This is a genomic window from Deinococcus aetherius, assembly GCF_025997855.1.
In the GTDB taxonomy this organism is placed as follows: domain Bacteria; phylum Deinococcota; class Deinococci; order Deinococcales; family Deinococcaceae; genus Deinococcus; species Deinococcus aetherius.
Genome location: NZ_AP026562.1, coordinates 26,486 through 51,945, shown reverse-complemented (window position 1 = coordinate 51,945; position 25,460 = coordinate 26,486). Strand labels below are relative to the sequence as shown.

22 protein-coding genes are annotated in these 25,460 nt (G+C 70.5%); 15 read left to right on the top strand and 7 right to left on the bottom strand.

Annotated features, from left to right (window positions below; genetic code table 11):
* The 3 genes from DAETH_RS19855 to DAETH_RS19845 all read right to left on the bottom strand — a co-directional run bounded on the left by DAETH_RS19855 (position 1) and on the right by DAETH_RS19845 (position 2,410).
* Positions 1–498: a hypothetical protein gene (locus tag DAETH_RS19855; protein ID WP_264778358.1), complete on the bottom strand. Its 498-nt coding sequence runs from the start codon at positions 496–498 to the stop codon at positions 1–3.
* A gap of 63 nt (positions 499–561) precedes the next feature.
* Entirely contained in the window at positions 562–1,323 is a 762-nt protein-coding gene (locus tag DAETH_RS19850) for a carboxypeptidase regulatory-like domain-containing protein (RefSeq protein WP_264778357.1), read from the bottom strand.
* 82 nt (positions 1,324–1,405) lie between these two features.
* Positions 1,406–2,410: a peptidase associated/transthyretin-like domain-containing protein gene (locus DAETH_RS19845; protein ID WP_264778356.1), complete on the bottom strand. Its 1,005-nt coding sequence runs from the start codon at positions 2,408–2,410 to the stop codon at positions 1,406–1,408.
* 406 nt (positions 2,411–2,816) lie between these two features.
* Here DAETH_RS19845 and DAETH_RS19840 point away from each other — a divergent pair, with 406 nt between their 5' ends.
* Both DAETH_RS19840 and DAETH_RS19835 read left to right on the top strand, forming a co-directional pair.
* A complete protein-coding gene (locus DAETH_RS19840) occupies positions 2,817–3,572 on the top strand; it encodes a carboxypeptidase-like regulatory domain-containing protein (RefSeq protein WP_264778355.1) in 756 nt (251 codons plus the stop codon).
* A 110-nt stretch (positions 3,573–3,682) separates the two neighbouring features.
* Positions 3,683–5,788, top strand: coding sequence for a tetratricopeptide repeat protein (locus DAETH_RS19835; RefSeq protein ID WP_264778354.1), 2,106 nt, complete (start codon positions 3,683–3,685; stop codon positions 5,786–5,788).
* Positions 5,789–5,888: 100 nt separating this feature from the next.
* On the opposite strand, the gene DAETH_RS19830 is transcribed toward DAETH_RS19835, so the two are convergent.
* A complete protein-coding gene (locus tag DAETH_RS19830; protein ID WP_264778353.1) occupies positions 5,889–6,107 on the bottom strand; it encodes a hypothetical protein in 219 nt (72 codons plus the stop codon).
* 51 nt (positions 6,108–6,158) lie between these two features.
* On the opposite strand from DAETH_RS19830, the gene DAETH_RS19825 reads away from it, so the two are divergent.
* Positions 6,159–6,281, top strand: a complete 123-nt coding sequence (locus DAETH_RS19825) for a hypothetical protein (RefSeq protein ID WP_264778352.1) — start codon at positions 6,159–6,161, stop codon at positions 6,279–6,281.
* A gap of 447 nt (positions 6,282–6,728) precedes the next feature.
* On the opposite strand, the gene DAETH_RS19820 is transcribed toward DAETH_RS19825, so the two are convergent.
* A complete protein-coding gene (locus tag DAETH_RS19820) occupies positions 6,729–7,172 on the bottom strand; it encodes a carboxypeptidase-like regulatory domain-containing protein (RefSeq protein ID WP_264778351.1) in 444 nt (147 codons plus the stop codon).
* Positions 7,173–7,258: 86 nt separating this feature from the next.
* Positions 7,259–8,068: a hypothetical protein gene (locus DAETH_RS19815; RefSeq protein WP_264778350.1), complete on the bottom strand. Its 810-nt coding sequence runs from the start codon at positions 8,066–8,068 to the stop codon at positions 7,259–7,261.
* Between the two features lie 667 nt (positions 8,069–8,735).
* Between DAETH_RS19815 and DAETH_RS19810 the strand changes: the two genes are divergently transcribed.
* The gene (locus DAETH_RS19810) at positions 8,736–10,058 is read left to right on the top strand and encodes a multicopper oxidase family protein (RefSeq protein ID WP_264778349.1); all 1,323 of its coding nucleotides are present in this window, start codon (positions 8,736–8,738) and stop codon (positions 10,056–10,058) included.
* A 103-nt stretch (positions 10,059–10,161) separates the two neighbouring features.
* Here DAETH_RS19810 and DAETH_RS19805 read toward each other — a convergent pair whose 3' ends face one another.
* Positions 10,162–10,659, bottom strand: a complete 498-nt coding sequence (locus tag DAETH_RS19805) for a hypothetical protein (RefSeq protein WP_264778348.1) — start codon at positions 10,657–10,659, stop codon at positions 10,162–10,164.
* A 247-nt stretch (positions 10,660–10,906) separates the two neighbouring features.
* Between DAETH_RS19805 and DAETH_RS19800 the strand changes: the two genes are divergently transcribed.
* The 11 genes from DAETH_RS19800 (at position 10,907) to DAETH_RS19750 (ending at position 25,214) form a co-directional block, all read left to right on the top strand.
* Positions 10,907–12,784, top strand: coding sequence for a hypothetical protein (locus tag DAETH_RS19800; protein ID WP_264778347.1), 1,878 nt, complete (start codon positions 10,907–10,909; stop codon positions 12,782–12,784).
* Positions 12,785–12,865: 81 nt separating this feature from the next.
* Positions 12,866–13,471: a cupin domain-containing protein gene (locus DAETH_RS19795; protein WP_264778346.1), complete on the top strand. Its 606-nt coding sequence runs from the start codon at positions 12,866–12,868 to the stop codon at positions 13,469–13,471.
* Between the two features lie 73 nt (positions 13,472–13,544).
* Entirely contained in the window at positions 13,545–15,044 is a 1,500-nt protein-coding gene (locus DAETH_RS19790; protein ID WP_264778345.1) for a hypothetical protein, read from the top strand.
* Positions 15,045–15,166: 122 nt separating this feature from the next.
* A complete protein-coding gene (locus tag DAETH_RS19785; RefSeq protein WP_264778344.1) occupies positions 15,167–16,147 on the top strand; it encodes an SDR family oxidoreductase in 981 nt (326 codons plus the stop codon).
* 35 nt (positions 16,148–16,182) lie between these two features.
* Positions 16,183–16,722: a hypothetical protein gene (locus DAETH_RS19780; protein ID WP_264778343.1), complete on the top strand. Its 540-nt coding sequence runs from the start codon at positions 16,183–16,185 to the stop codon at positions 16,720–16,722.
* 289 nt (positions 16,723–17,011) lie between these two features.
* Complete coding sequence (locus tag DAETH_RS19775) at positions 17,012–19,123, top strand: BTAD domain-containing putative transcriptional regulator (RefSeq protein ID WP_264778342.1); 2,112 nt, start codon at positions 17,012–17,014, stop codon at positions 19,121–19,123.
* Between the two features lie 91 nt (positions 19,124–19,214).
* Positions 19,215–21,308, top strand: coding sequence for a BTAD domain-containing putative transcriptional regulator (locus DAETH_RS19770; protein ID WP_264778341.1), 2,094 nt, complete (start codon positions 19,215–19,217; stop codon positions 21,306–21,308).
* Between the two features lie 162 nt (positions 21,309–21,470).
* Positions 21,471–22,343, top strand: coding sequence for a hypothetical protein (locus tag DAETH_RS19765; RefSeq protein WP_264778340.1), 873 nt, complete (start codon positions 21,471–21,473; stop codon positions 22,341–22,343).
* A gap of 84 nt (positions 22,344–22,427) precedes the next feature.
* A complete protein-coding gene (locus tag DAETH_RS19760; RefSeq protein WP_264778339.1) occupies positions 22,428–23,717 on the top strand; it encodes an MFS transporter in 1,290 nt (429 codons plus the stop codon).
* Positions 23,718–23,960: 243 nt separating this feature from the next.
* The gene (locus DAETH_RS19755; RefSeq protein ID WP_264778338.1) at positions 23,961–24,578 is read left to right on the top strand and encodes a hypothetical protein; all 618 of its coding nucleotides are present in this window, start codon (positions 23,961–23,963) and stop codon (positions 24,576–24,578) included.
* 108 nt (positions 24,579–24,686) lie between these two features.
* The gene (locus tag DAETH_RS19750; RefSeq protein WP_264778337.1) at positions 24,687–25,214 is read left to right on the top strand and encodes an AAA family ATPase; all 528 of its coding nucleotides are present in this window, start codon (positions 24,687–24,689) and stop codon (positions 25,212–25,214) included.
* Positions 25,215–25,460: the final 246 nt, after the last annotated feature.

The window sequence follows — 25,460 nt, the reverse complement described above, 5'->3', positions numbered from 1 at the left end:
CTACAGGGCGCTCCAGTGGCGATCCGGCAGGCCGTGCCGCTCGCGCAGCGCCCGCGCGTTCTCCCGGTGCGCCTCCGCCCCCGGGCCGGGCCGCGCGGCCCGCAGGTCGTGCAGACGGGCCTGCCAGGCGACGTTCGGGGCGCCACGAGGGTGTTCCTCGGCCTCGGCGAGGGGGGCGTTGGCCCCGGGCGCGCGGCCCAGGGCGAGCAGGATCACGTCCTCCTCCAGCGCGCGCGCGGCGCCGAGATGGCCCGGGAAGGGCCGCCCGTCCCGGGAACGCGTGACCTCGGCCCAGGCGTTCCCGGGGTGTCCGGCCAGGCGCAGGGTCTTGGCGTGGAGCACCGGGAGGAAGCTGAGGAACGCGCTGTGGTCGGGGGAGTGGTCCCGGAGCGCTCGTTCGTACAGGGTCCGGTCGCGGGCGAGGTCACCCGCGCTCTGCGCGACGAGGCCCAGCAGCACGAGCGAGAGGCCGACCGACCTCCAGATGTCTTGTCTCATCTGTCTCCCCCCAGTGGTGAGGAGACGAGAAGGGTCGTCCTGCCCCTCTCACCGAACACGTCCTTACGGGCGGGGATGCACCATGTCCACCGAGAGCGTCATGCCCGTGCCCGCCGTGTACGTCATGTCGAGCACCGCCTCGGGGCCGTACTCGCCGCCGCGCGCCTTGAGCCAGATCGGTCCCCTGCCCGAGATCGAGCGCGCGGTGACCCGGTAGCGGCCCTGCGGCACCTCGAAGGGCAGTTGGGATTGGCGCAGCTTGACGGGCTGCCCCCTGAAGCCGTCGATCAGCGGTCCCGCCGGGGTCAGGGTGAACTCCACGTCGCCGTACTCGGGCATCTCCCCGGCTTCCGAGAGTCCGAGGTGCGCGTAGAACAGCGCGCCGTAGTACCCGCCATTCGGCGTCTTGCCGGTGATCCTGAGCGTGAAGTTGCGGACGGCGCCGTCCTTGCCCAGGAAGGGGGCGGAGTTATCCACCTCGGGAGTGAGCGTCTGCTGCTCACCGCCGTACTTCACGACGAGGTGCGCCACGGCCGTCCACGAATTGAGAATGGGCATCTTCGACAGGTCGAGGTCGTAGCGGCCCTGGGCGTCGGTGGTCGTCCAGACCTCGGAGCTGTCCAGCACGGTATTGTCGGCACCGACCCGCACGCCAGCGAGCGGTTTGCCCTGCAAGTTCTTCACCACGCCGGTCATGTGGAAGGGCCGGGCCTTGACGGGCGACGCCCGCGTCTGGCCCTGCGTGGTGGTGGCGTTCGCCCGGGACACCGGGACGAGGGGCGTCAGCAGCGAGAGGGCGAGGGTCAACAGGGTCAGGGTTCGCATGGTGTGTTCTCCTGTGGTGAAGGAAAGCTCCTTACGTGGAACGGCGGAACGAGGCCCCGTCCCGCCACTCGCGTTCGCCCGCTCAGGGGTTTTTCAGGAAGAGTTCGAGGGTCTTGCCGTAGTGGCTGTCGTCGGTGAATTCCGCCAGAACGCTCGTCGCCTCGTTCTTTTGCAGGCGCGAACTCAGCAGGAGTTGCTGCCGCACGCCGTTGAGCACCTGGGTGGCGCTGACCCGGTAGCGGCCCAGGGGGATGTCCGGGACGCCGGACCCCATGACGAACTTGCGGTTAAAGGGCGCGGTGCTTCCCGCCGCATTCGGACCGTCGGGGGTGAAGGTGAATTCCAGCGTCTCATAGTCGAGTTCCACCGCCGAGTGCGCGACCGTGGTGTAGACCTTGCCGGTCGCGCCGGTGCTGGCCTTGTACGTGAAGTCCCGGACCGCGCCCTTGGAACCGTCGAAGGGCGTGTCGTTGTCCGGCGAGAGGCGCACCTCGAACGGTTGTCCGCCCGCCTCCCCCCGCAGGTACGCCCCGGCATTCCAGGTGCCGGGCTGGTGGGCGAGGGTGATGGTGTACCGCCCCTGGGCGTCGGTCTTGCCCACCGCGTTCATGTCGTAGTAGGCGGTGTGGTCGGCGAAGACCTCGACCCCGGCGATGGGGTTGCCCTTCTCGTCGCGCACGGTGCCCGTCATGACGTAGGCCCCGGCGGTCGTGACGCGCGTGAGGCTCACCGCCGTCTGCTTGCCCTTCGGGGAGATGTCGAACCCGGTCAGGGTGCTGCCTCTCAGGGTGGCCTTCACGGTGTGAATCTCCTTCGCATAGGTGTACTTGAAGGTGACGAGGTTCTTGGCATTGTCCCAGATGCCCCTCAGGGGAAAATCCATCTTGGCGAAACGCAGGACACCGGTGACGCTGTTGCCCTGAACCGTGAACTTGGCGTCCAGCTCATAAAAGCCGTCGAGCTTGCCCTTCCAGGCGCCGCCCAGGGTGCTGGCGGGCGCGGCGAGGGCGGCTCCGGTGAGAGCGGCGGACACGGGGGCGACGGGCAGAACGAGGAGGGCGAGGGCGAGCAGTCGGGTATGGGTCATGGTGGTCTCCAGTCGCGCGAACGGGTGCGCTTGAACTGGCTGGATGATGCGGGGGGCAGGATGATGGGCCGATGGTGCCCACGGGGCGGGAGAGGGGGAGGCGGAAAGCCTCGCCTCCTCTCCTGAATGAACCGGCCTTACCGGGCGCTGGCCGGAGGAACGCGGCCACACGGCACGCTGCGGTGCCTCTCCACCACGCCCCACTGGGCCCTGCGTCCCGCTCGGGGTAGACCGTGTTTCTGGGGTGACGCCCCAGCGGCAAAAGGGCGGACGTTTCACTCCAGCCGGGACCTTTTCTCCCGTGGCGGAAGGGGCGCGCAACCGGCACCATCCGCCTATCACGGGCCCCCTCCTACGCTCCGGTCACTGAAAGCGGCGCGCCGACCGCCGCCCCAGGAGGAATGCCATGAACACCGCCCGACTGCTGCTGCTCGCCCTCGCCGTCTCGACCCTGTCCGCCTGCGGCGGCGGTGAGTCCAGCCCGCCCGCCCCCACCCCGCCCAGCCCCACCGCCCCCACCCCGGGGCAGCCCCCGCCCACCCCCGGCGCGTACACCGTCACGGGCCGCATCCTGACTGAAGACGGCGAGCCGCTCGCCGGGGTGGAGGTCACGGCCTCGCACACGGTGACGGTCTCCTACGGCACGGCGAAAACAGACGCTCAGGGGCGGTACAACATCGCGCTGCCCCAGCAACTCGGCTCCTGGGACATCTCCGCCTCCATGACCCTGACCTTCGGTGGAGAGGACTTCCAGGTGCGCCTGGCGCCCGAGATCGACACCCCGTTTGCGGGAAGCCAGGGCGCGGTGCGTGACTTCGTGTACCGGGCCGGGGACGCCCCCAAGGGCAAGGTCTTCGCCTCCATCGGCAATTCGGATGTGGAAATCGACTACAGCACCCTGGAAGTCACCTTCACGCCCGACGGCCCGAACGCCGCAAGGAGCACCGAGGCCTTTACCGTCCAGTATCCCTTCGGCTTCGGCCTGCCGGACATTCCCCTGGGCCAGTACCACGTGACGGCCAGCCACGTGCGCGGCGGCGCGAGAGAGCAACTGCTGATCGCCACGCGCGACAATCCCAGCTACGTCACCCGCGCCCTGGCCCGCTTCCTGCCGGATAGCCACTACGGCCCCACGCTGGAACTGTTCTGGAAAAACCCCTGAGCGTTCCAGCCTTCCCCGACAGGCCGCCCCCTCGGGGCGGTTTTTCCTTGTCAGTGTCGACCTCTCACTCCACCATCCGGCCATCATCCTCCCCGCGTCACCCTGCGGACATGAAGAGACTTCACCGCCTGCTCCCCCTCGCCGCCGCTCTCCTCGCCCCCTCCGCCCTGGCCGCCGGGGGATGGGTATCCCTCAGCGACCAGACGGTGCTGGGCCCCGAGGCCGAGATGCGCGCCCAGGTCTCGAAGCTGAGCACGGAGGCGTGTAGGCCCGCCGTGCGCGACCACATGACGCCGGGCTTGGCACCTGCGGGCGGCCTGAACATCGACGAGGCGATCAAGGCGCTGGAGACGACCCTCGCCCCCCTCAAGCCGGGCGACCCCGCCCGCGCGGGCCTGGAACGCTCCCTCACCATGCTGCGCGAGCAGAAGGCGAAGGGGACGAAGGTGCTGCCCCTGCCCGTTCGCCGCGAGAAGGGCGCGATGACCTTCGAGGCGGCGATGGGGACGGCAGAAAAGTTGGTCGGGGCAGCGGGCAAGAAGGCGACGGGCGGCACCTCGTCGGACGTGGCGGCGGCGCTGGCGGCGGAGCGGCCCCGGGCGGCCCTCGCCCTGCTGCTGGCCGGGCACCGCGCCAGACCCAAGGACGTGATGACCCTGGTGAACCTCGCAGGGGTGCTGACGCTGGCGGGCCTGCCGCGCGAGGCCATCGCGGTGCTCGACCGGGCGGCGGAACTGGGCGGCAAGCTCCCCTCGCCCGGCGGTGTGCCGGGACAGGCTATCGCGCTGACGAACCGGGGACACGCCTTCCTGGGGCTGGGACGCTGGAGCGAGGCGCAGGCTCCCCTCAAGCAGGCCCTCTCGCTCGCGCCCGACCTCTCGGAAGCCAGGATGAATCTCTCCAAGGCCCTGCTGTGCAGCGGGGACGTGGCCGGGGCGACGCGCGAACTGCGAACCGCCCTGCGCCGCACCGTCGTGCCCGAGGGCAGTGATCTCATCCTCACGGAGGACACGCCCGGCACGCACGGCGACGCCCTCAAGCCGCGCGAGCAGGCGTCCACGCGCCGCTCGGCGAGGACCATGTTCGACCTGTCGCGCGGGGCGACCTTCGACCTGCCGCAGCTCAGGCTGCCGCGTGACCGCCGCGAGGCGATCTCACTGCACCCGAAGTACGAGGCGCTGGAGCGGGAGGGGCGCGGGGTCCTGAACGGCTTGCAGGCCCGCGCGGCCGCCGTCAATCTCTCGCAGGTGCTCGACCCCGGCGAACAGCGTTGGTTCAAGCTGGTCAACGGGGCCATCACCACCTCGGTCTACGAGCCCGAGGTCTGGCCCGCGTACCAGTCCGCCTACGCGGCGCACTACGCTCTGAACAAGGCGTTTCACCCGCTGGCCGACACGCGCAACGCGACCATCGAGGCGCGGATGAAGCGTCTGGCCGGAGTGCCGCACACCTGTGAGGATGTGGACCGGGTCTACGACGACGCTTACCAGACCTACATGGACGCGCGGCGCCCCTACGTGAAGGCCCAGGAGCAGGCGATGGCGCGCTTCGTGTCGGCGCGGGTGAAGTTCGAGACCGCGCTCGCCGCCAACATCCCCGATCCCCGGGTGCGGGCGGCGAAACGCGCCGCCATCGAGGCGTCCGCCAAGGCATCGTTCTACGGGCCCGTTGTCTACGGCGCGATTCTCATCAGCGACGTGTTTCCCCTGAGCTGCAACAAGCAGGTGCCGAACGTGCCCCTCGACCTCGCCGAGTTGCCCACCCTCGACACGGATCCCTGCGGCGGCGTGCTGTCCAGCGTGAAACTCAAGTCCAAGGTGCCCTCGGCGGCCCTGAAGGGGCAGGGGCTGGGCCTGAGCTGGTCGCTGAGCTGCAAGAAGATCGACATCGAACTTTCCACATCGTCGCTGATGGGCACGGACTGGCTGGGCGGCTTCGCCTCGGCGAGCCTGGACTGGAACGGCAACGCGACCCTGTTCAGCGGGGTGAAGGCCGAACTCAAGCTGCCCAAGGGGGTGCCCGCCACGGGCGGCGTCGGGGCAAAGGAGGGCGTGTACATCAAATTCAGCACGGACGGCATTCAGGACGCCGGGATGCGCGTGGAACTCAAGGGCTCGCTGGGGGCGGGGCCGGACGCCTCCACCGGCCTGTGGGAGGGCAAGATCGAGCAGGAGTTCGGCGTGGCGGCGGCAGTCTCCTACTGGCGCGAACGCTGACCCCGACCCGAAGACCCCCGAGCGCGCTGGCCGGGGGGCTGGTGCGGTTCCTGTGGCTGGGCCGAGGGGTGGTCCCGGAGAGCCCCAGCCCCCGTTCCCTTCAACGAGGGCGCAGGCCGCGCGTCCGGTCTCGCCACCACCGCCACAGCGCCGCCGCCCAGAAGGCGAGACCCAGCACCCCGCAGAGCCCGGACAGCCACCCGGGCCAGCCGTCTCCCACCCCATACAGCGCCACCAGAATGAACAGCAGTCCACGGGTCAGGGGCCAGGTGAGCGCGAGGAAGACTGCGCGAAGACCGAGGTCGATCAGGACGTCCATGCCCGCACGGTAGCGGCGAGCGGATGATTCCGGCATGGTGTCCGGTGGCGTATGGGGGCTGGCGTCCTCGTGAAGGTGTGCGGGCCGACCGTGCCGGGCGAGGGCGGCGGTCTCGCCTCCGGTGGCGCCCAGGACCAGACTGACGCGCGGCCCCTGAGGGCCCTCGTGGGGTGAGGGAGCTTGGACGTTCACTGTTCACTCCTGGAACCCCAGGAACGCGCTCGAAGGCCGAACCAGCGCAGTCGAATGGTTGCTGGGACTACCGGGTCGTCCAGACGGGGGTCTGGACGAAGGTGCCGCTATGCCCGCACGAGGCGTATCCCCTGAAGAGCAGCCCGGTCGAGGCCGACAGCCCCTACCCGAAGCCCCGTGTTCCCAGCCGGAGCGGCGTTTTCGTTCCCCCCTCGTCCACCAAGGCGGCCATCCTCCGGGAGTAGCCCACCGGGATGTCGTCCAGGCCCTCGTCGAGGCTCAGTCGAGGCTCACCGTCCGCGTGATCGTCTTGCCCGCGCCTCCGTCGATGAGGGGGCCCTCGGGCACCAGGGTGACCTGAACTCGCGCCGACCGGTCCTCCAGGCTCCCCTCCCCGGAGGACGACGTTTCGAAGCGGACCGACCCGCCCTAGGTCTGGTCCCCGCCAGAGCCGGTCGGCTGATCGGACTCGCCGCGAATCTTCCAGATGAAGGTGCGGGTCACCCCGCTCCCGGCATTGAACGCGTCATGGTCGCCGTGGGGATCACCAGCCATGCAAACGCAGGAACGCTGCCCGTGGTACCTGAGTTCCTTATAGGCGGAGACGGTGCAGGAATTGACCGCCGGGTTGAGTTCAACTGATAGATAGTGGCCCTGGGCGTCGGTCGTGGTGGTGATCAGCCCCGAGAACAGGGCGGGTTCGATCAGGAGCTTGACGCCGGACACGGGGCGGCCGCGTTCGTCCACCCCCCGGCCGTTCACGGTGTTCGGCACCGCCGTCACGGGCGTGACGGACGAGGCCAGGGTCAACATCGGCAACAGGGAAAGCCCGGCGACGGCGATGGGAGCACGCGACATCAACGACTTGAACATTCATTCCTCCCGAGGACGGCGCCTCGGGGGTACACCGGTCACCCGGGTGCCTCCCGGCACCGCTCCCCTGCCCGACACCCGGTCAGTCACCACCCCCAGAAGGAATACGAGTCCCCCTTCGTGACCGGCGGGACGTAGGGGTTCGCCTGGAGGGTGACGTAGGCGTTCGCGTACGCGGAGTTCGAACGCGGGTAACCGTTCGCGGACATTCCCGGGCCGTAGGGGCCCGCCTGGAACCCGCACGAGTTCCCGGAGCACGAGGCGCCGTAGTCCGAGTAGGAGGCCGAGAAGTCCCCGACACTGGCAAGGTCGTTGCCGACGTACGCGACCTGCACCGAGTACGACGCGGCGTAGCAGCTTGTCGCGTTCGAGGGCCCCAGGCAGGCTCCCGCGTAGGAGCCGAGGATGCTGCGCCCAACGACGTTCCCGCCAGCTTCCACCCCCGCCTGGTCGAGGGAACAGACGGCGGGCGCGGGCGGCGTCGGCGGCCTTTTCTTCTTCAGGGCCGTGATGGACGGCGCGGGCGCCGCGGCGCTGGCCTCACGTAACGAGGCGAGGAGCTGCGTGATGGCCCGCTCGCCCGGCCCCGAGCCCGCCGAGCCGGGCGTCACCGCCTGTGCCCTGACCCTGCCCAGCTCGCCCTCCAGGTAGGTGGTGAGGGACGCCCTGCCCGCCTCGCCCTCGAAGACGAAGGAGATGCGGTGGTCCCGGGTTCGGACGAAGGCCTGCTCGCTGAGCTTGACGAAGCCCTGCTCGCTCAGTTGGCGTTGCTGGTCCACGAATTGCCCCGCCGCGTCCGCCGGGGGGTGCGCCCCTGCGGGCGCGGCGGTCTGACTTCCACAGGCGGACAGCAGGGCGGTCACACTGAGCAGCACGCCGATCTTTCCTTGGCTCATGAGGGCTCCTCCTCGGGGTGGGGCAGGCACCCCGCGCCGAGGACCCGGCGCGGGGGGAAAACGGAAGATGAACCGGAACGCGGTCGCCGTTCCCGTCCCACCTCAGGGGAGGTGCGCAGGAACGATGACCACAGGGTAGGGAGGCACCGTTTCCACGGCGTTGCACGGCAATCTTTCATGAGGCCGGTCAGGTGAGCAGGAGAACCGGCACCGCGGCGCCTCCGGGTGCTCATCGTCCGCGAGGGGCCGCCGCTCGCAGAACGGAGCACGCTTCAGGACGGGCGCGGCTTCCCGACCGGGAACCTGGTTTGTCTCACGGCCGAATCCTTCTGTCAGTGATTCCGGCCTCCAGGGCTGAGACACCGTCTTCCGACCCTCCGGCCGGTCGCGGAACGGTTGGAGGGCGGGGCGGTGGGTGACCCGGCGCAGCCGGGCGTCCTCCACCCTCCCGGTCTCGTCGCGGGCGGGCGACCCGGGAGAGCGACACGCGTGATCGTACCCGGACCGGACGGGGAGGTGGGGCGTCCCCTTCCTCCACACGGCACACGGCCCATGAGCCCGACGTTTCCGACCCGGGGGACGTGCGCCCGATGCCCCCGCTTCAGACTCCGGTGCTCTTCCCCCGTCAATCAGGGGTGAATCATGCCGGGCCTCCTACGCTGCCCCCATGTCCAAGGCACGCCCCTCCCGCACCCTCTCCCTCGCCTGCGTACTGGCGGCCCTGACGCTCGGCGTGGCGCTCGCGCACGGGGAGGCGTCCGCCCCACCCACCCGCGCGGGCCTCGTGGAGCAGTTCCTGGCCCGGCCCGAGGGCACCGTCCTCCTCTCACGGGCCACGCGCGGCGTCCGCGAGTTCACGCTGGAGGTCCACCGCATAGAGAGTGAGATCGCCCCCGGCGTGCGGGTGGAGCAGTGGGCCTTCGGCTTTCCGGGCCAGCCGCCCAGCGTCCCCGGGCCCGAGTTGCGGGTGAGGGTCGGCGAGCGGGTGCGCATCACCCTGGTGAACACCCACGACCAGCCCCACACCCTGCACCTGCACGGCGTCACCAGCCTCGCGCAGGAGATGGACGGCGTGCCCCACCTCAGCCGCGAGGTCCGGCCCGGGGAGAGCTTCACCTACGAGTTCGTCGCCCAAGAGGCGGGCACCCACGCCTACCACTGCCACTTCCAGACGAACGTGCACCTCGACATGGGTATGTACGGGGCGCTGATCGTCGAGGACCCGGACGCGAGGCCCGTCTGGTCGGGGGAACACACCCTGATCCTCGACGAGTGGGACAGCCACCACGACCCGGCGCGGCTGCCCTACACGCCGAGCTACGACACCTTCCTCGTGAACGGGAAGGCGCACCCGCTGATTCCCGAGCTGTCCATTCCGGCGGGCGAAACGCACCTCGTCCGCCTGCTGAACCTCGGGGCACAGCCGCACAGCCTGCACCTGCACGGCACCTCCTTCCTGGTGGTCGCCAAGGACGGGCACGACCTGCCCCTGCCGTACCTCGCCGACACGCTGCCCATCCTGCCCGGCGAGCGGTACGACGTGCTGGTGAAGGGGCGCGACGGCACTTTCCCCTGGCACGACCACAACGCGGGCGCCAACACCACCCGGGGCGAGTACCCCGGCGGGATGCACTTCGACGTGGTGGGGAGCCCGGCGCTGAGGGCGGATGGGACGCCTGCGCCGCAGACCACGCACGACCACGGGCACCCGTCTTCGCCCTCGTCGAGCACGGCCGCCGACTCCGCCGTCGTCGCCATCTCGAACTTCGAGTTTGCCCCCGAGCAGGTCCACATCAGGGCGGGCGGGAGCGTCACCTGGGAGAACCACGACAGTGTGCCCCACCACGTCGCCCTGACGGTGGACGGGAAGGAGGTCCACCACGAGTTGCCACCCCACGGCCGGGTCAGCGTCACCTTCCCCCAAAAGGGCACCTTCGCGTACCACTGCCTGCCGCACCCCTTCATGAAGGGCACGGTCGAGGTGGAGTAGGGCGGAAGAGGTGGTCCCGCCGCACCTTTCGCCCAGGCGGTTTCAGACGAAGACAGGAGAGGCGGAACGGGACGAACCCAGCTCCGCCTCTCCCCTCCTGGCCTCAGCGCCGGTAGCGGCCGTAATGCAGTTCGCTCTCCTTGCCCCGCATCACCATGACGTCCTGTCCCGCATCGTTGCGCTCGAAGCCGAAGGTCCAGGTCTCGGGGTTGATCTTCTTCGTCTCCCAACTGTTCGACGGCGTGCAGGTGTAGCCCTTGTTCACGCCCTCGCTGGGGCGGTAGGTGATCTTGTCCCCCTCGATCTTCACCGTGCCCTTCTCGTAGATGAAGAGCTTGGAGGTGCAACTGTAGGTCGTCAGGGACAGCAGCCGGGTGCGCTCGTAACGGCCGTCCGCGAAGAAGGTGACGATCTCCGAGGCGCCGCTGGCGTCCATCCACCGGTTCGTCGTGCGGTCGTAGTAGTCGATGGACGAGAGGGTGCCGTAGAGCCAACTGCCCAGCATGGGCGCCCTGACGGGGGTGCCGCCCTGAGCGGCCGAGGCCGCCGGGATAAGCGTGAGGGCGAGGGTGAGGGCGGAGCGGGCGAGGTTCTGGTGCATAGGAGTCCTCCGGGGGCGCTTCCTTCGGGAAGTGGGGGCAGCGTAGGACCCACCCTCTGATTCCCGCATGATTGGCGGCCCGCGCCCCCGGCAAGCCCGTGAACGCGGCGGCCTTTTCGCCCGTTTCAGGAGGGCGGCTGGGCCTTCCCCCCGCCCTTTCCCGTCTAGGAGGGCCTTTTCGGAATCACGACCGAATCAGGGTGGTCCTCCTACGGTGCGGGGGCCAAGAGGCAAGGAGGTTCCACCCATGCGAAAGCTCACCCTGATCAGCGCCGCTTTACTCTCCGCCACCCTGTCCGCCTGCACGACGGGCGGCAGCGCCCCCGCCGTCACCGTCAAGACCATCGAACTCACCCCGGCGAGCGTGAGCGTGGGAATCGGGCAGACGACGACCCTCACCGCCACCGCGAAGGATGCCCAGGGCCAGGCCGTTCAGGGCGTCGCCTTCGCCTGGAAGTCGGGCAACGCGACGGTCGCCTCGGTCGCCGGGGGCGTGGTGAAGGGGCTCGGCGCCGGGACGACCAGCATCACCGCCAGCGCGAACGGCGTGATGAGCAACGCGGCGAGCGTGACGGTCACGCAGGACGGGTCCCAGCCCGGTGCCAGCTTCGACCTGACCCTCTCGGGCGACAAGCTCCCCGTCGTCACGGGCACAAGTGCCAGCCTGACCGTGAACGTCGCCCGCAAGGCTGGCTTTACTGGAGCCGTCACCCTGAACCTGGGCGGCCTGCCCGGCGGGGCGAGCGGCGCCCCCGTGACCGTCGCGGCGGACCAGACGAGCGCCACGGTCACGGTGAGCGCGGCGGCGAACGCCCCGCACTCCCAGCCCACGGCGGTCACGCTGACGGGCACGGCGACTGGGGCGCAGGGCGTCACGAAGACGATCACGGTCACCGTGCGCGGCCCGGCGGGCAGCCTGGACACGACCTTCGGGGCGGGCGGCATCGCGGTCACGCCGGTCGGTGCGGGCGAGGACGTGCCCCGCGCGGCGGCCGTGCAGCCCGACGGCAGGGTGATCGTCGTGGGGAGCAGCGCGAGCAACGTTTCCGACGACTTCGCGGTCGTCCGTTACACGCGGGACGGGGCGCTGGACACGACCTTCGGCCAGGGCGGCAAGGTGCTGATCGACTTCGCGGGCAAGGCGGACACCGCGCGGGCCGTGGCCGTGCAGGCGGACGGCAAGATCGTGGTGGCGGGCGGGGCGACGAACGCCGGGAACGAGGAACGGTTCGGCGTGGTCCGGTTGAACACGAATGGCATGCTCGACGCCGCCTTCGGGCAGGGTGGCAAGGTCGTGACGAGCTTCAGCGGCAGCGGCGCGGACCGCGCCAACGCCGTCCTGATCCAGCCCGACGGGAACATCGTCGTGGGCGGCAGCGCGAGCTTCGGAAGCAGCGCCTCGGGCGTGGACTTCGCCCTGGCCCGCCTCACCGCCGCCGGGGCCCTCGACGCCTCCTTCGGCGGGGGGGGCCGGGTCACGACTGCCATCGGGACGCAGAACGCGAACGACAGCGTCTACGCCCTCGTCCTGCAAGGGAACCGGATCGTCGCGGCGGGCGGCGAGGGGGACCTCAAGGTGGCGCGGTACACCGCCGCCGGGGCGCCCGACGCTTCCTTCGGCACCGGGGGCAGGGTCGGCGGCGTCTTCGCCGGGAATATCGCCGCCGCGAACGCCGTCACGGTGGACGCGCAGGGTCGACTGGTGCTCGCCGGGCACAGCCAGAACGACACCGCCGCCGTGCGCCTGACCGAGAACGGCAACCTGGACACGACCTTCGGGGACGGAGGCAAGAAGGTCATCGCCCTGAGTGCTGGCAACTGGGACGCCGCCGCCGGGGTCGCGGTGCAATCGGACGGCAAGGTCGTGCTGGGCGGCTGGGTGTACGAGGGAGGCTCCTCGGCGGGCAACTTCGCGGTGACACGGTTGAACGCGAACGGGCAGCCCGACGCGGGCTTCGGGCAGGGCGGCACGACGATCACGCCCGTGGCGCCCGGCTCCAAGGCGGACGAGGCCCGCGCGGTCGTCCTCCAGCCCGACGAGCGCATTCCTGCGACCCGGATCGTGGCGGCCGGGGTGCGGAACGACTCGAACCAGGACTTCGCGCTCACCCGCTACTGGCCCTGAGCGGTGGGGCGCCGGACCGGCGAGGGTTTCCTGTCCGGCGCCCATCCCACCCCGACCCCTTCCCCAGCCAGGAGAACGAACATGATGCGAGCAGGCGACATCCACGAAAACCCCGTGACCGGCGAGCGGATCACGGTCATTGAACTCCCGAGCGACACCAACGGACGGCGCCTGATCGTCGAGGGGGTCGTGCGGCCCGGCGGCGCGGTGGCCGGTGCCCACGTTCACCCGAATATCGACGAGATCTTTACCGTGCTGCGCGGCCGGGTCGGAATGCGGTTGGGAGATCAAAGACTTATCGCGCCCCTCGGCGAGGCCATCCATTGCCCGGCCGGAACCGTCCACGACTGGTGGAACGCGGGCGACGAGGACGCCCTGCTCCGCGTGGAGATCACGCCCGCCGACCGCTTCCTGGAGATGGTGACCAACCTCTTCGGGCTGGCGCAGGACGGCAAGACGAACAAGAAGGGGATGCCGAACTTCCTGCAACTCGTGGTGTTCGCGCAGGAGTTCCGCGACGTGCTGACCTTCGTGGAAGGGCCACCCCCGGCCGTGATGAAGGCGGTCACCTTCGTCGTCGCCCCCATCGCCCGGCTGCTGGGCTACCGGGGCAGCTACCCGAAGTACCTGGAGCGCGCGGGGTTACGTGCCCCCGCTACACCCTCCCTGTCTGCCGCACGCGGCTGACGAAGTTCCCCTGAAGCCCATCCGCACCCGCCGCGAGCGTTCCCGTTCGCCCATCAGGTCCCAGGAGACTCCCATGCGTACCCTCACCGCCCTGTTGCTCGGTTCGGCCCTCCTTCTCGGCGCCTGCACGACCACCCCGAGCACCGATCCACCGCCCTCCACCCAGCCGCCCGGCCCATCCCAGCCCGTTCCGCCCTCCCCGGTCGGCACGCCCGTGGGCTCGCCCGTCACGGCGGTGATCGGTGCCGCCGGGGGACAACTTCAACTGCCCGGCGGCAGCGTGAGGATCGACATTCCCGCCGGAGCCCTGAGCGGGGATCAGACCGTGGGCATCCAGGAGATGACGAACACCGCCGCCGGTGGGGTGGGCAGGGCCTACCGCCTGACTCCCGAGGGCACGACCTTCGCCAAGCCCGTGCGCCTGACCTTCGGCTACACCGAAGAGGAGGTCGTGGGCACCGCCCCCGAGGCGCTGAGCCTGGGCTACCAGGACGAGGGGGGCGTGTGGCGGATGTACCGCAGGCCGACCCGTGACCCCGCCGCCAGGACCGTCTCGGTCGAGACAAACCACTTCAGCACCTGGTCGATGCTGGCGGGGTTACAACTCCTGCCTCACCAGGCGAAGGTGAGGGTCGGGCAGATCGTGAACCTCAGCGTGGTGGACTGCACGGACGGCACCGAACTTGACCCGGACGCCCTGACGGTGCCCATGCCGGGGGGCGACAATTACGAGTGCGCCCCGGCGGCCATCGCCTTCACCGCCAAGAACTGGTCGGTGAACGGCGCGGCCGGTGGAAACAGCAGTCTGGGCACCGTGGCAAGTGGGGGGATCAGCGGCACGGGCGTGTACACCGCGCCCGCCCGGAAACCGGCTCAGAATCCGGTGGCCGTGTCCACACAGGTCACCGACCTCTACGGCCAGACGTTCACGCTGGTCTCTAACGTGACGGTCGAGGACGGCCAGGCCTGGCAGGGCACCGTGACCTACACCGAGACCGGCTCCCGGCCCTGGGTGATGCGCGACGGCTTCGAGGGCTCCGGGCTGGAAAAGACCACGCAGACCCACACCTTCAAGGTCGTGGGTGTTCGGGAGCAGGACGCCTACAACACCATCCTGCTGCTGGAGCAAGACGCCCTGGCCGCCTACGAGGATAGAGGCCACATGGAGAAGAAGATCTACGAGATTTGCCAGGCGTTCGGCCCGAAAATCCTGCGTCACCACTTCATCTACGACCGGAACTTCTACATGGGCGGGTCGCTCAAGACGACGATAGAGGCGCGGCTGAACATGTCGAATGGCCGCTACTCCCTGGCGATCATTCCCAAGGACGTGGAGATGACCGGGCAGGACGTGACGGTCGACATCTACAAGGACGGCTGCGCCGGGACGACGAACGACCGCTCGAACAACAAGGCCATGAAGTATCCCGTGGGACCGGAGAACCTGCGGGTGGAGGGCAACGTGGACTCCGCCCACCCGGGCACGCTGACGGGCGGGTACGAGGGCAAGGGCGAAATCTTCGTTCAGCCCACCACCTACACGGTGAGCTGGAACCTCACGCGGGCTCCGTAAGCGGGGACCCGGGCGCGGCGCAGGGCGGGGCATCGACGCCTCCCGCGCCGCGCGAATCACGCCCCGATCACCCACCCCCCGTCACCCTACGGACGCAGCGGACACCCCCACAGGAGGACCCCATGAACCCCACCGCCCGGACCAGCCCTCTGCCCCTTCCCGACCACCCCGTCCTCGTCGTCGGCGCCACCGGCTCCATCGGCTCGCAGGTCGTGCGGGCGCTGCTGGAGCGCGGCGCCCCCGTTCGAGTTTTCGTCCGCTCGCCGCAGAAAGTCCGCGATCTGCCGCCGGAGGTCGAGCGCGTGATTGGCACCCTGGAGGACCGGGAGGCCATCGCCCGGGCCCTGCGGGGCGTCCACGCCGCCTTCTACGTCTCGCCGCACGACGCCGCCGAGGAGACGCTGGCCCAGAACTTCGTCTCCGCCTGCGAGCGGGAGGGCGTGCGGTTGGTCTTCTCCGGGGTCCATGCGGATGGCAAGAATCGTCTCTCCCGCCTCGTCATGCGGACCGTGTTCGGCCTGATGATGCCGCACTACAAGCCCAAGCTGCGCCTCGCCGAGCGGGTCCGCACCTCGCGCACGAACCCGGTGGTCCTGATCCCCGGCAACTACTTCCAGATGGACGAGGTGTGCCGGGAGGAATTGCTGGCCGGGCGCTACCCCCTTCCCCTGGGCCTGGTGCCGCGCGTGGACACCCGGGACGTGGGCGAGGCGGCGGCGCGGGCGCTCCTCGACCCGGGCGTGCCGTCCGGCGGCTACGCGCTCGTCGGCCCCGAGTCGTTGAGCGGGGAGCAGACGGCGGCCCACTGGAGTGCGGCGCTGGGTCGGCCCGTGACCTACGCACCGGGCCTCGCCGTGACGGACGCCATCTTCGACCGGGCCTACGGCGGGCGCAAGGCGCTGGACTGCCAGAAGAGCTACCGGATGGTGGGCAAGGTGAAGGTGAGGACGAGCCCGGCCGACCTCGCGCAGACGACCTTCCTGCTGGGCCGCGCTCCCCGCAGTCACGCCGAGTACGCCCAGGAGACGGCGGCGCGGTGGCAGGCCGAGACGCCGCCCACCCCCGAGGTTCGGAAGTCCGCCGTCCCCGTGGGGGCGTCCTGAGTCCAAGAAGGGCGTCACCCCGGAGGAGAACGAACATGACGAAGCAGACCAGGCCCGGGCAGAGGAGGACCTTCGAGACGCTGTTCCGACTCGCCGCCACCACGCTCACCCTTTGCACCCTCTCCGCCGCGCTGGCGGCCCCGGCCCCCTCCCTGAAGGGCATCACCCCCTGCGTCAGCCCTTTCGGCGCGGTGTGGGTGATGGGGGAACTTCCCGACGCCCTGAGAACGAAGCTGGCCGCGCGCCTCTCGGCCGACCTCAAGGCGGAGCTGCGCGCCCAGGGGGTGAATTTCCGGGAACAACCCGAGTGCAGTGACACCAAGGGCTACCTGCACCTGGAGGCCTACATCGAGGGGATGGGCACCGGCAGCGGCGGCACCCGCCAGACCAAGTTCACGGGCTGGTTTGAGGACCCGTCGAAATCAGGCCGGTACGTCGGCGGGAAGTACCTCTGGTACGACTACCACTACGACCGCGTGGGCGACCGTGAGGACGAGCTTCTGGCGAGGTTGCAGACCGACATGAAGACCACGCTGGGCAAGTTCGTGGCGGACTGGAAGGCCGCCAACCGCTGACGCCGGATGCTCCCGGGAACCGTGACCTGGACAGGACAACTTGTGCCCGAAGGCGAGAGGAACGAACACCCTCCGCGTTCGGGCGCTCTCCGTTCCCCGCCCCCGTGGTGTTCCTACCCAGCTTTTCGGATGAGGCTGTTCGCGCTATTCTTAAGGCACGTCTCATCCAAGTTGCAGGGTCAGGACACTCAGGCGGACGAGCGGTCTGGACCAGTTCCGGGAGGAATTCCATGCGGGCGCATCCCTTCCTTCTTTCCAATAACTTCAGCCGGGCGCGGAGGTGGCGCCCATGAGCGCGGCGACAGGGGGGCCGGAGGCGGCTTCCTGGTCCCTGCGGCTGCTGGGTGGGGCCAGCCTGGAGGGCACCTCTCTCGCGCCGTGGCGGCTGGAACGCAAATTGGCGGCGTGCCTCGCCTACCTCGCGCTGGAGGGCGCCACGCACCGCTCGCGACTGGTCGGCCTGCTGTGGCCCGAGTCTCCAGAAGCGACCGCGAGAAACAACCTCTCGCAGATGCTCCGCAAGCTGCGCGTTGCGACGGGCGCGGACCTGATCACGGGCACCGACGTGCTGTCTCTTCACCCGGGGGTGGAGGTGGACGCGGCCCTGGCCCGGGGCGCCTTCACGCGGGGCCAGCTTCCCGAGGGGCTGGCGCCGGAGGGCGAGCTGCTGGGCACCCTGAGCTACGACGACTGCCCCGACCTGAGCGACTGGGTGACGGCCGAGCGCGAGCGGTTTCTGGAGTGGCGGGCGGGGGCGCGGCGGCACGAGGCGGCCCGGCTGGAGGGCGCGGGGGACTACGAGGGGGCCCTGACCCACGCGCGGGCGCTGCTCGACCTCGACCCGGTGTCGGAGGACGCGTGGCGCCGCCTGATGAGGCTGCACTACCTGCGTGGGGACCGCCCCGCCGCCTTGAGAGCCTACCAGCGGTGCCGGGAGACGCTGCGGCGCGAGTTCGGCACCGAGCCCCTGCCCGAGACGGCCGCCCTCGCCCGCGAGATAGACCAAGGGGCGGTCGCGGTGAGCGCCCCGGCGGTGCGGCCCGAGTTACCGCTGGCTGTGCTGCGTCCCCCACACCTGATCGGCCGCGAGCGTGAGTGGGCCCAGATGGAGCAGGCGTGGGAGGCCGGGCAGTGGATTTACATCACCGGCGAGCCGGGGTCAGGCAAGACGCGGCTGGCGTTCGATTTCGCGGCCAGCAAGGGTGACTACATCGTGTTTTCGGGACGACCGGGTGACCGCGTGCAGCCGTGGTCCGTCCTGACGCGCATGTTGAAAATCAACACCGAGCGAACGCCGGAGCTGATGCAACACCTGGAGCCCTGGGTGCGCCGTGAGATGACGCGTCTCAATCCCCAGTTCGCCGAGCCCGGTGAGCCTCTCCCGCCGCCCATTCAGGGGGAAGAGGACCTCCTGCGGTTTCGCCAGGCCCACATGATCTGGTCCCTCGCCGCCCACGAAGGGCTGCTGTGCAACGTCTGCGACGACTGGCAATTTTACGACGACTCCACCAACCAGCAGGGCGTTTACATGTTCGGCACGAGTTTCCCGCTGGGGCAGCCGGGCGGGATGCCGCGCATCCTGGTCACCTACCGGCGCGGTGAGTTGCCCCCCGAGAGCGAGGCCATCGTCAGGAATGTCCTGGACACCGGCACCGGCATCCTGATCGAACTGAAGCCGCTGGACGACGTGGCGGTCAACCGGTTGATGGACGACATCGGGGTCCCGAGGGGTGCGACCACACGCGCCCGGCTGTGGCGGCACTGCGGCGGCAATCCCCACTTCCTGCTGGAGACGGTCAAGCACCTGATCGAGACCGGCCAGCTCGGCGAGAAGTTGCCCGAACGCCTCCCGCTGCCCGAGAAGGTGTGGTCCCTGATCGGCCGCCGCCTGGAGCGGCTGTCGGGCCCAGCCCTGCAAGCCGCCCGCGCCGCCGCCGTGCTGCAAAGCGACTTCGACCCCGAGCAGGTGGCCGAACTCCTCGGGGCGCCGCTGCTCGACCTGCTGGGAGCCTGGGAGGAGCTGGAGGCCGCCCAGGTGCTCAGCGGGAACCGCTTCACCCACGACCTCGTGTACGAGGCGGTGCTCGCGGGCATCCCGGCCTCGGCGCGCGGCCTGCTGCACCGGGCGGCGGCGCGGACGCTGGAGCGTTCGGGCGCGGGAGCGGCGCGCGTCGCCGAGCACTGGCGGCAGGGCGGCAAGCCCGAGGCGGCGCTGCCCTTCCTGGGGCGGGCGGCGCGCGAGGCGCAGGACCAGTACCGCCTGGAGGAGGCCGCCCGCTTTCACGGCGAGGCGGCGAACGTCTTGCGGGACCTGGGCGACGAGGCCGCCGCCGCCCGCGCCCTGAGCGCCCAGGCGGCCCTGCTCGCCCTGGTGCCCGAACGGCTCGCGCCGCAACTCTGAAGCCGAGACTACTGGAGGTGCCCATGTCCGCCCCATCCCGCCCCGCGCCCGGCCGCCCCGCCCTTTCACCCACCCCGGGGAAGGGCCGGGCATGAGCCCGGTCTGGCAGGCCCGCCTGCTCGGCTCGGCGCGGCTGGAGGGCCCCGGGGAGCAGCCTCTCGCCCTGGAACGCAAGCTGGCGGCGTGCCTCGCCTACCTCGCGCTGGAGGGCGCCACGCACCGCTCGCGGCTGGTCGGGCTGCTGTGGCCCGAGTCCCCCGAGGCGACCGCGAGGAACAACCTCTCGCAAATGCTCCGCAAGCTGCGCCTCGCCACCGGGACCGACCTGATCGTGGGCGGCGAGCGGGTGGGGCTCACGCCGGAACTGCGGGTGGACGCCGCCGAGCTGCGCGACCTGACCACCCAGGGCCGCCACGCCGAGCTGATCACGCGGGGGGGCGAACTCCTCGCGGGCCTGCCCTACGACGACTGCCCGGACCTGAGTGACTGGATCGCCGCCGAGCGCGAGCGGTTCCTGGAGTGGCGGGCCCAGGCGCTGCGCTCCGAACTCGGGCGGACAGAGCGGGGGGGCGACCTGGAGCGGGCGCTGGAACTGGCGCGGGCCCTGCTCGACCTCGACCCGGTGTCCGAGGACGCGTGGCGGCACGTCATGCGGCTGCACTACCTGCGCGGGGACCGTCCCGCCGCGCTCAGGGCTTACCAGAGGTGCCGGGAGACGCTGCGCCGCGAGTTCGGGGTGGATCCCCTGCCCGAGACGGCGCGGCTGGCACGCGAGATCGACCTGGGGACGGTTCCGGTCCCGGCGACTCCCCGTCCCCGGGCCGAGCTGCCGCTGTCCGTGCTGCGCCCCCCGCATCTGGTGGGACGGGAGCGCGAGTGGGCGCAACTGGACGAGGCCTGGGAACGCGGCCAGATGATCTACGTGGAGGGCGATCCCGGCGTGGGCAAGACGCGGCTGGTCACCGACTTCGCGGCGAGCAAGGGCGCGTTCATCGAGTTCCGGGGGCGGCCCGGCGACGTGCACCAGCCCTTCACCAGTTCGGCCCGCAACTACCGGATGCTCGTGGAGCGCAGGCCGGACCTTCAGATCAAACCCTGGGTCCGGCAGGAACTCGGCCGCGTGCTGCCCGAGTACGCGCCCCCTGGCCCGCCGCCCGAACCGCTCGGCTCCGGGGCCGACGTGCTGCGCTACCGCCAGGCCATGATGAGGCTGTGCTTTCAGACGTATGAGGGCATCGGGACCGTCGTGGCCGACGACCTGCAATTCTACGACCACCCCTCGACCCGCGACGGCCTGTACTTTTTCGCCAACATGTTCGCCGCGCCGCGTGATCCCGAGTCCCCCTTTCCGCGCGTGATCGGCGCCTACCGCACGGGCGAACTCATGCCGGAGGTGGTGCGTGACGTGGAAGACCTCGTGCGGCAGGGCGTCGCCATCAAGATCAGGCTCGCGCCCCTGGAGGGCGACGTGCTGGGCACGCTCATGGACGACCTGGGGGTGCCGGACGACCGGGCGTTGCGGTCCCGGCTGACGCAGTATTCCGGCGGCAGCCCGCTCTTCCTGCTCGAAATCGTCAAGCACCTCATCGAGAGCGGCACGCTGACGAAGGGTGCGCTGTCGGGCGTGCAACTGCCTCTCACCGCCAGGGTCGGCGAAGTTATCTCCCGGCGCCTGGAGCGCCTCTCGGCCCCCGCCCTTCAAGCGGCGCGGGCGGCGAGCGTCTTACAAAGCGACTTCGACGTGGAAACGGTCGCGGAGGTGCTGGGCTCGCCGGTCCTCGACGTGGCCGAGGCGTGGGCCGAGCTGGAGGCGGCGCAGATCGTGGGTGGGCACGGCTTCTGGCACGACCTGGTGTACGAGGCGGTGAGCGCGGGCATTCCCGCCAGCGTCCGGTCGCTGCTGCACCGCCGCGCCGCGCACACCCTGGCCCGCTCCGGCGCGGGGGCGGCCCGCGTCGCCCGGCACTGGCTGGAGGGGGGCCGCGACGACCTCGCCGCACCGCTGTTCCTGGAGGCCGCCCGCGAGGCCGAGGACCGCTTCCAGCTCGGCGAGGGGGCCGCCTTCTTCGCCCAGTCCGCGCGGCTCCTGGCCCGCCTGGGCCACCACGACGGGGCCGAGGTCGCCCTGCACGCCCAGGCGCGGCTGGAGGCCCGCCAGCGTGAGGTGGTGGAGACCGGACATTGAGCGGATCAGGGGTCCTGCCCTGGGAAGAAAGGGCGTGGCGCCAGGTGTGACCGCGTTCCTGGGCCTGGTCCTTCCCCGATCACGCTCCAATCAGGCCGCCTCTCCTACCGTCCCCTCAGATCGGGGTGAACACGACTTCGCCCCGACTCAGGAGGAACGACCATGACGACCACCCGCACCGCCCGCCGCCTGCTGACCCTCGCCCTCGCCGCCGCGCTCGCCGGACCCGCCCTGGCGCATCAGGGGCACGGCCACGCCGCCCAGCCCGTCGTGCAACTTCAGGGCCAGGACTACCGGTTCGTCACGCCCACGAACGTCACGACGGGCTGGACGACCCTGGAGTTCCGCAACACCGGCAAGGAGCCGCATCACATGCAACTCGTGCGGCTGCCCGCCGGAATGACCCAGGAGGGCTTTCTGGCGGGGCTGAAGGAGAACGAGGGCGCCGCGCTCGCCAGCGTAGAGATGGTGGGCGGCGTCGGGTTGCTGCTTCCCGGCCAGGCGCAGCAGGTCACGATCAACCTCACCGAGCCGGGCACGTACCTGGCGCTGTGTTTCGTGCCCGACGCCAAGGGAGTGCCCCACCTCGCGCTGGGGATGGTGAACGCCTTCCAGGTGACGAGGGGAGCAGACACGCAGGCTCAGCCGCCCCGGGCGGACCTGAAGGTGCGGCTGGTGGACTTCGGCTTCGAGCTGCCCAAGGGGGTGACGATCACCGAGGGCCCCCAGGTGTGGGCGGTCGAGAACGCGGGCCCCGAGGGACACGAGATGCTGGTGTTCAAGCTCGCCCCCGGCAAGACGATGGAGGACGTGAGCGCCTACCTGGCGAAGCCCGAGGGGCCCATGCCCGTCATCCCGGCGGGCGGGGCGCAGGCGGTCACGAAGGGGCGGACCTCCTACGTGCGCCTTGACCTCACGCCGGGCGACTACCTCCTGCTGTGCGGCATTCCCAGCCCGGCGCACCAGGGAGCCCCGCACGCCGCCCTCGGCATGGTCCGGCCCTTCAAGGTCGTGGCGAGGACCGCGCAGAAGTGACGCGGGCGTGGGGAGGCAGCCGAGCGTGACCCCAGACTCCCGCCTCCGCCGTGCCCGACCGCTTCCCCCACTCCCAGGAGACCTATGCCGTCACCCCGCCGCCCAACCAGCCTGAGCGCGCCCGCCGCCTACCTGATCCAGGAGGGGGTCGCCGCGCTGGCCCTCGCGCTCGCGTTCACGGTGCAGGCCGTCTATTTCGTGCAGGGGCTGGGGCTGAGCCCCTTTCAGCTCGTGCTGGTCGGGACGGTGCTGGAACTCACCTGCTTCCTCTTCGAGATTCCGACGGGCGTGGTCGCCGACGTGTACAGCCGCCGCCTCTCGGTCATCCTGGGATTTCTCGGCCTGGGGCTGAGTTTCGTCGTGATCGCCCTCGTGCCCACCTTCGCGGGGGTGCTCGCGGCGCAGATCGTGGCGGGGCTGGGCTACACCTTCTTGAGCGGCGCCCAGGCCGCCTGGCTCACCGACGAGGTGGGCGAGGACCGGGTGGGGGCGCTGTTCGTGCGGGGTGCCCAGGCGGCGGCGGTGGGGGGCATCGCCGGAACGTTGCTCAGCGCCGGGCTGGGCAGCGTGAACCTCCTGCTGCCCATCGGGGTCGGGGCCGCCGTGCTGGGGGGGCTGGCCCTGGGGCTCGCGCTCGCCATGCCCGAACGGGGCTTCACGCCGCCGCCCCGGGGCGAGCGTTCCCTGTGGAATGCCGAGGGCTGGCGGGCGCTCGGCGCGACCTTCGGGGACGGGGTGCGGGTGGTGCGGACGCGCCCGGTGCTGCGGGGGCTGCTGGCCGTCGCGCTGCTCTTCGGCGCGTCCACCGAGGCGCTCGACCGCCTGTGGCAGTTTCACCTGCTGGAGACCTTCACGCTGCCCCGGCGGTGGGGCTTGACCGACGCCGCATGGTTCGGCCTGATCGCGCTCGCCGGGCAACTGCTCGGCCTCCTCGTGACGGAGGGGTTGCGGCGGCGGCTGCACGTCGAAACCGCGCCCCAGGCCGCCAGCTGGCTGGCCCGGCTGACCGCGCTGGGCATCCTCGCGGGGCTGGTGTTCGCGCTGGCCGGGCAGTTCTGGCTGGCCCTGGGCGCCTTTCTGGCGGGCGGGGTGCTGCGCGGCCTGTACGGACCCGTCTACACGGCGTGGCTCAACCAGGGGCTCGACTCGCGCGTGCGGGCCACCGTCATCTCCATCGCCTCGCAGGCCGACGCCCTAGGGCAGGTGGCGGGCGGCCCGGCCGTGGGTTACCTGGGCACCGTGAGCGGCGTGCGCGTCGCCCTGGCCGCGACCGCCCTGCTGAGGGTGCCGATGCTGTGGCTGTTCCTGCGCTCCGGGTCAGCGCCCCGGGGAGGGCCCGCGCCCCTGTCCGCCGAGGAGCGGGCGGCGGGGTAGACCTCCAGCGGGAGGACGCCCGTCGTCAGCGGTTGTTCAACCTCCTCAGAACACTTGGGGCAGAGAGCGCACGAACGCCTCCTGCCCCTCGTCCCCGCGCGTCCAGCCACGCCTCTCCGGGCGGTGGGCCCGAAGTCCTGCGAAAGGCGTCCTGGAGGCACACGACTCCCGTGCCATCCCCGCGCCATGCTCGCCCGTCTACGGTGGGCGCACGCTCGAAGGAGCCAAGCCAGGAGGCACCCTATGCACACCCAGTCCCTCGTCCGTCCCTCGGCCCCCGTGTCCGTCTCCACCCTGCGCGTTCTCGGCCTCGCCGCGCTGCTCGGCTCGCCCGCCATGCTGATCGAGGTGTACCGCCACGGCCTTCAACGGGTCGCCAACGAGGACACCGATCCCCTCGGCGCGCTGCTGTACGGCCTGTTCTCGGTCGGCTGGCTGTGCGCGATGATCGGCCTGCGCCACCTGCACGCCGCCGGTTACGGCAAGGTCGGCAGGGCCCTGATGAACGTCGTGGTCGTCACCGTGACGCTCGCCATCGGTCAATCCGTCATGGACCTCCTGAGGGTGCCCACTTCACACCCGCTGTACATGGTCACCGACCTCGCCTGGCCGCTGAGCATGGTGCTGACCTTCGCGGTGAGCGTCGCCGCCCTCTTCGCGCGGGTCTTGCCCCTGTGGGGCCGCCTCGTCCTCGTGTTCTGCGGCATCTCGCTGCCCATCAACATCCTCGTGATGGTGCTGACCGGTGACATGATTGGCGGTGCTTCCTTCGCGTGGCACACCTTCCTGGGCTGGGCGGGTCTCGGCCTCGTGCTGCTGCTGGCGCGTCCCGGGTCGGAGCAGTTCCCGGCGCAGGCCTGACGCGACAAACCCTCACAACTCGGGGAGGCGCCGCCGACAGTTGGGGCGCCTCCCCGGGTTATTGGACCCCTCGACCCCACGTATGCGGAGAAGGTTAGGCTCTCCTCCATGACCCCTGTCCTGATCGTGTTCTCCGGCCTGCCCGGCACGGGCAAAAGCACCCTGGCCCAGCAACTCGCCCGGCGTTGGCGGGCCGCCTACCTGCGGGTGGACAGCGTGGAGGCGGCGCTGTTGAACGCCGGACACGTCGGCGTCACCGTCGAGGGCTACGCGGTGGAATACGTCGTCGCGGAGGACAACCTCCACCTGGGGTTGAGTGTGGTCGCGGACTGCGTGAATCCCGTCCACGAGACCCGGGGCGCCTGGGCGGAGATCGCCCGGCGAACGGGCAGCGACCTGATCGATCTGGAAGTCATCTGCTCGAACGAAAGCGAGCATCGGCGGCGGGTCGAAACACGCCGGGCCGACCCGGGCCACCACATCGGACGGTGGTCTCCTCCCGGCTGGCCCGAGATCGAGCGGTACCGGCAGGCGTACGAGCCCTGGGAGACGCCCCCGCTGGTGCTCGACACGGCGCAGGGCACGCAGCAGGACAACTTCGCCGCGCTGCTCGCCCTGCTGGGGGCCAGGGGGTGAGGCCCGGATAGGGGACGCTCTCCGCGTGAGCCGACGCGGCAGGGGGCGAGGAGCGAGACCCGCACCCGGCCCGGATCGTCCGCTTCAGACCTTCCCCTCGCGGCCCACTGCCCGAAACGGCGCGCGTCCTCAGTCACGACCACCCGTACGGTTCTCCACGTCACGGGGAAGGTGCTCTGTCCAGGCTCTTTTCTCCTCGCACGGCGCCTTGCATTCACACCAAGGGAAAGAAGGCGTCCCCAGCCC

Excerpts from the sequence above, each read along its gene's own strand:
- DAETH_RS19855 (WP_264778358.1), bottom strand. The coding sequence starts at position 498 with ATGAGACAAGACATCTGGAGGTCGGTCGGCCTCTCGCTCGTGCTGCTG.
- DAETH_RS19850 (WP_264778357.1), bottom strand. The coding sequence starts at position 1,323 with ATGCGAACCCTGACCCTGTTGACCCTCGCCCTCTCGCTGCTGACGCCC.
- DAETH_RS19845 (WP_264778356.1), bottom strand. The coding sequence starts at position 2,410 with ATGACCCATACCCGACTGCTCGCCCTCGCCCTCCTCGTTCTGCCCGTC.
- DAETH_RS19840 (WP_264778355.1), top strand. The coding sequence starts at position 2,817 with ATGAACACCGCCCGACTGCTGCTGCTCGCCCTCGCCGTCTCGACCCTG.
- DAETH_RS19835 (WP_264778354.1), top strand. The coding sequence starts at position 3,683 with ATGAAGAGACTTCACCGCCTGCTCCCCCTCGCCGCCGCTCTCCTCGCC.
- DAETH_RS19830 (WP_264778353.1), bottom strand. The coding sequence starts at position 6,107 with ATGGACGTCCTGATCGACCTCGGTCTTCGCGCAGTCTTCCTCGCGCTC.
- DAETH_RS19825 (WP_264778352.1), top strand. The coding sequence starts at position 6,159 with ATGGGGGCTGGCGTCCTCGTGAAGGTGTGCGGGCCGACCGTGCCGGGC.
- DAETH_RS19820 (WP_264778351.1), bottom strand. The coding sequence starts at position 7,172 with ATGTTCAAGTCGTTGATGTCGCGTGCTCCCATCGCCGTCGCCGGGCTT.
- DAETH_RS19815 (WP_264778350.1), bottom strand. The coding sequence starts at position 8,068 with ATGAGCCAAGGAAAGATCGGCGTGCTGCTCAGTGTGACCGCCCTGCTG.
- DAETH_RS19810 (WP_264778349.1), top strand. The coding sequence starts at position 8,736 with ATGTCCAAGGCACGCCCCTCCCGCACCCTCTCCCTCGCCTGCGTACTG.
- DAETH_RS19805 (WP_264778348.1), bottom strand. The coding sequence starts at position 10,659 with ATGCACCAGAACCTCGCCCGCTCCGCCCTCACCCTCGCCCTCACGCTT.
- DAETH_RS19800 (WP_264778347.1), top strand. The coding sequence starts at position 10,907 with ATGCGAAAGCTCACCCTGATCAGCGCCGCTTTACTCTCCGCCACCCTG.
- DAETH_RS19795 (WP_264778346.1), top strand. The coding sequence starts at position 12,866 with ATGATGCGAGCAGGCGACATCCACGAAAACCCCGTGACCGGCGAGCGG.
- DAETH_RS19790 (WP_264778345.1), top strand. The coding sequence starts at position 13,545 with ATGCGTACCCTCACCGCCCTGTTGCTCGGTTCGGCCCTCCTTCTCGGC.
- DAETH_RS19785 (WP_264778344.1), top strand. The coding sequence starts at position 15,167 with ATGAACCCCACCGCCCGGACCAGCCCTCTGCCCCTTCCCGACCACCCC.
- DAETH_RS19780 (WP_264778343.1), top strand. The coding sequence starts at position 16,183 with ATGACGAAGCAGACCAGGCCCGGGCAGAGGAGGACCTTCGAGACGCTG.
- DAETH_RS19775 (WP_264778342.1), top strand. The coding sequence starts at position 17,012 with ATGAGCGCGGCGACAGGGGGGCCGGAGGCGGCTTCCTGGTCCCTGCGG.
- DAETH_RS19770 (WP_264778341.1), top strand. The coding sequence starts at position 19,215 with ATGAGCCCGGTCTGGCAGGCCCGCCTGCTCGGCTCGGCGCGGCTGGAG.
- DAETH_RS19765 (WP_264778340.1), top strand. The coding sequence starts at position 21,471 with ATGACGACCACCCGCACCGCCCGCCGCCTGCTGACCCTCGCCCTCGCC.
- DAETH_RS19760 (WP_264778339.1), top strand. The coding sequence starts at position 22,428 with ATGCCGTCACCCCGCCGCCCAACCAGCCTGAGCGCGCCCGCCGCCTAC.
- DAETH_RS19755 (WP_264778338.1), top strand. The coding sequence starts at position 23,961 with ATGCACACCCAGTCCCTCGTCCGTCCCTCGGCCCCCGTGTCCGTCTCC.
- DAETH_RS19750 (WP_264778337.1), top strand. The coding sequence starts at position 24,687 with ATGACCCCTGTCCTGATCGTGTTCTCCGGCCTGCCCGGCACGGGCAAA.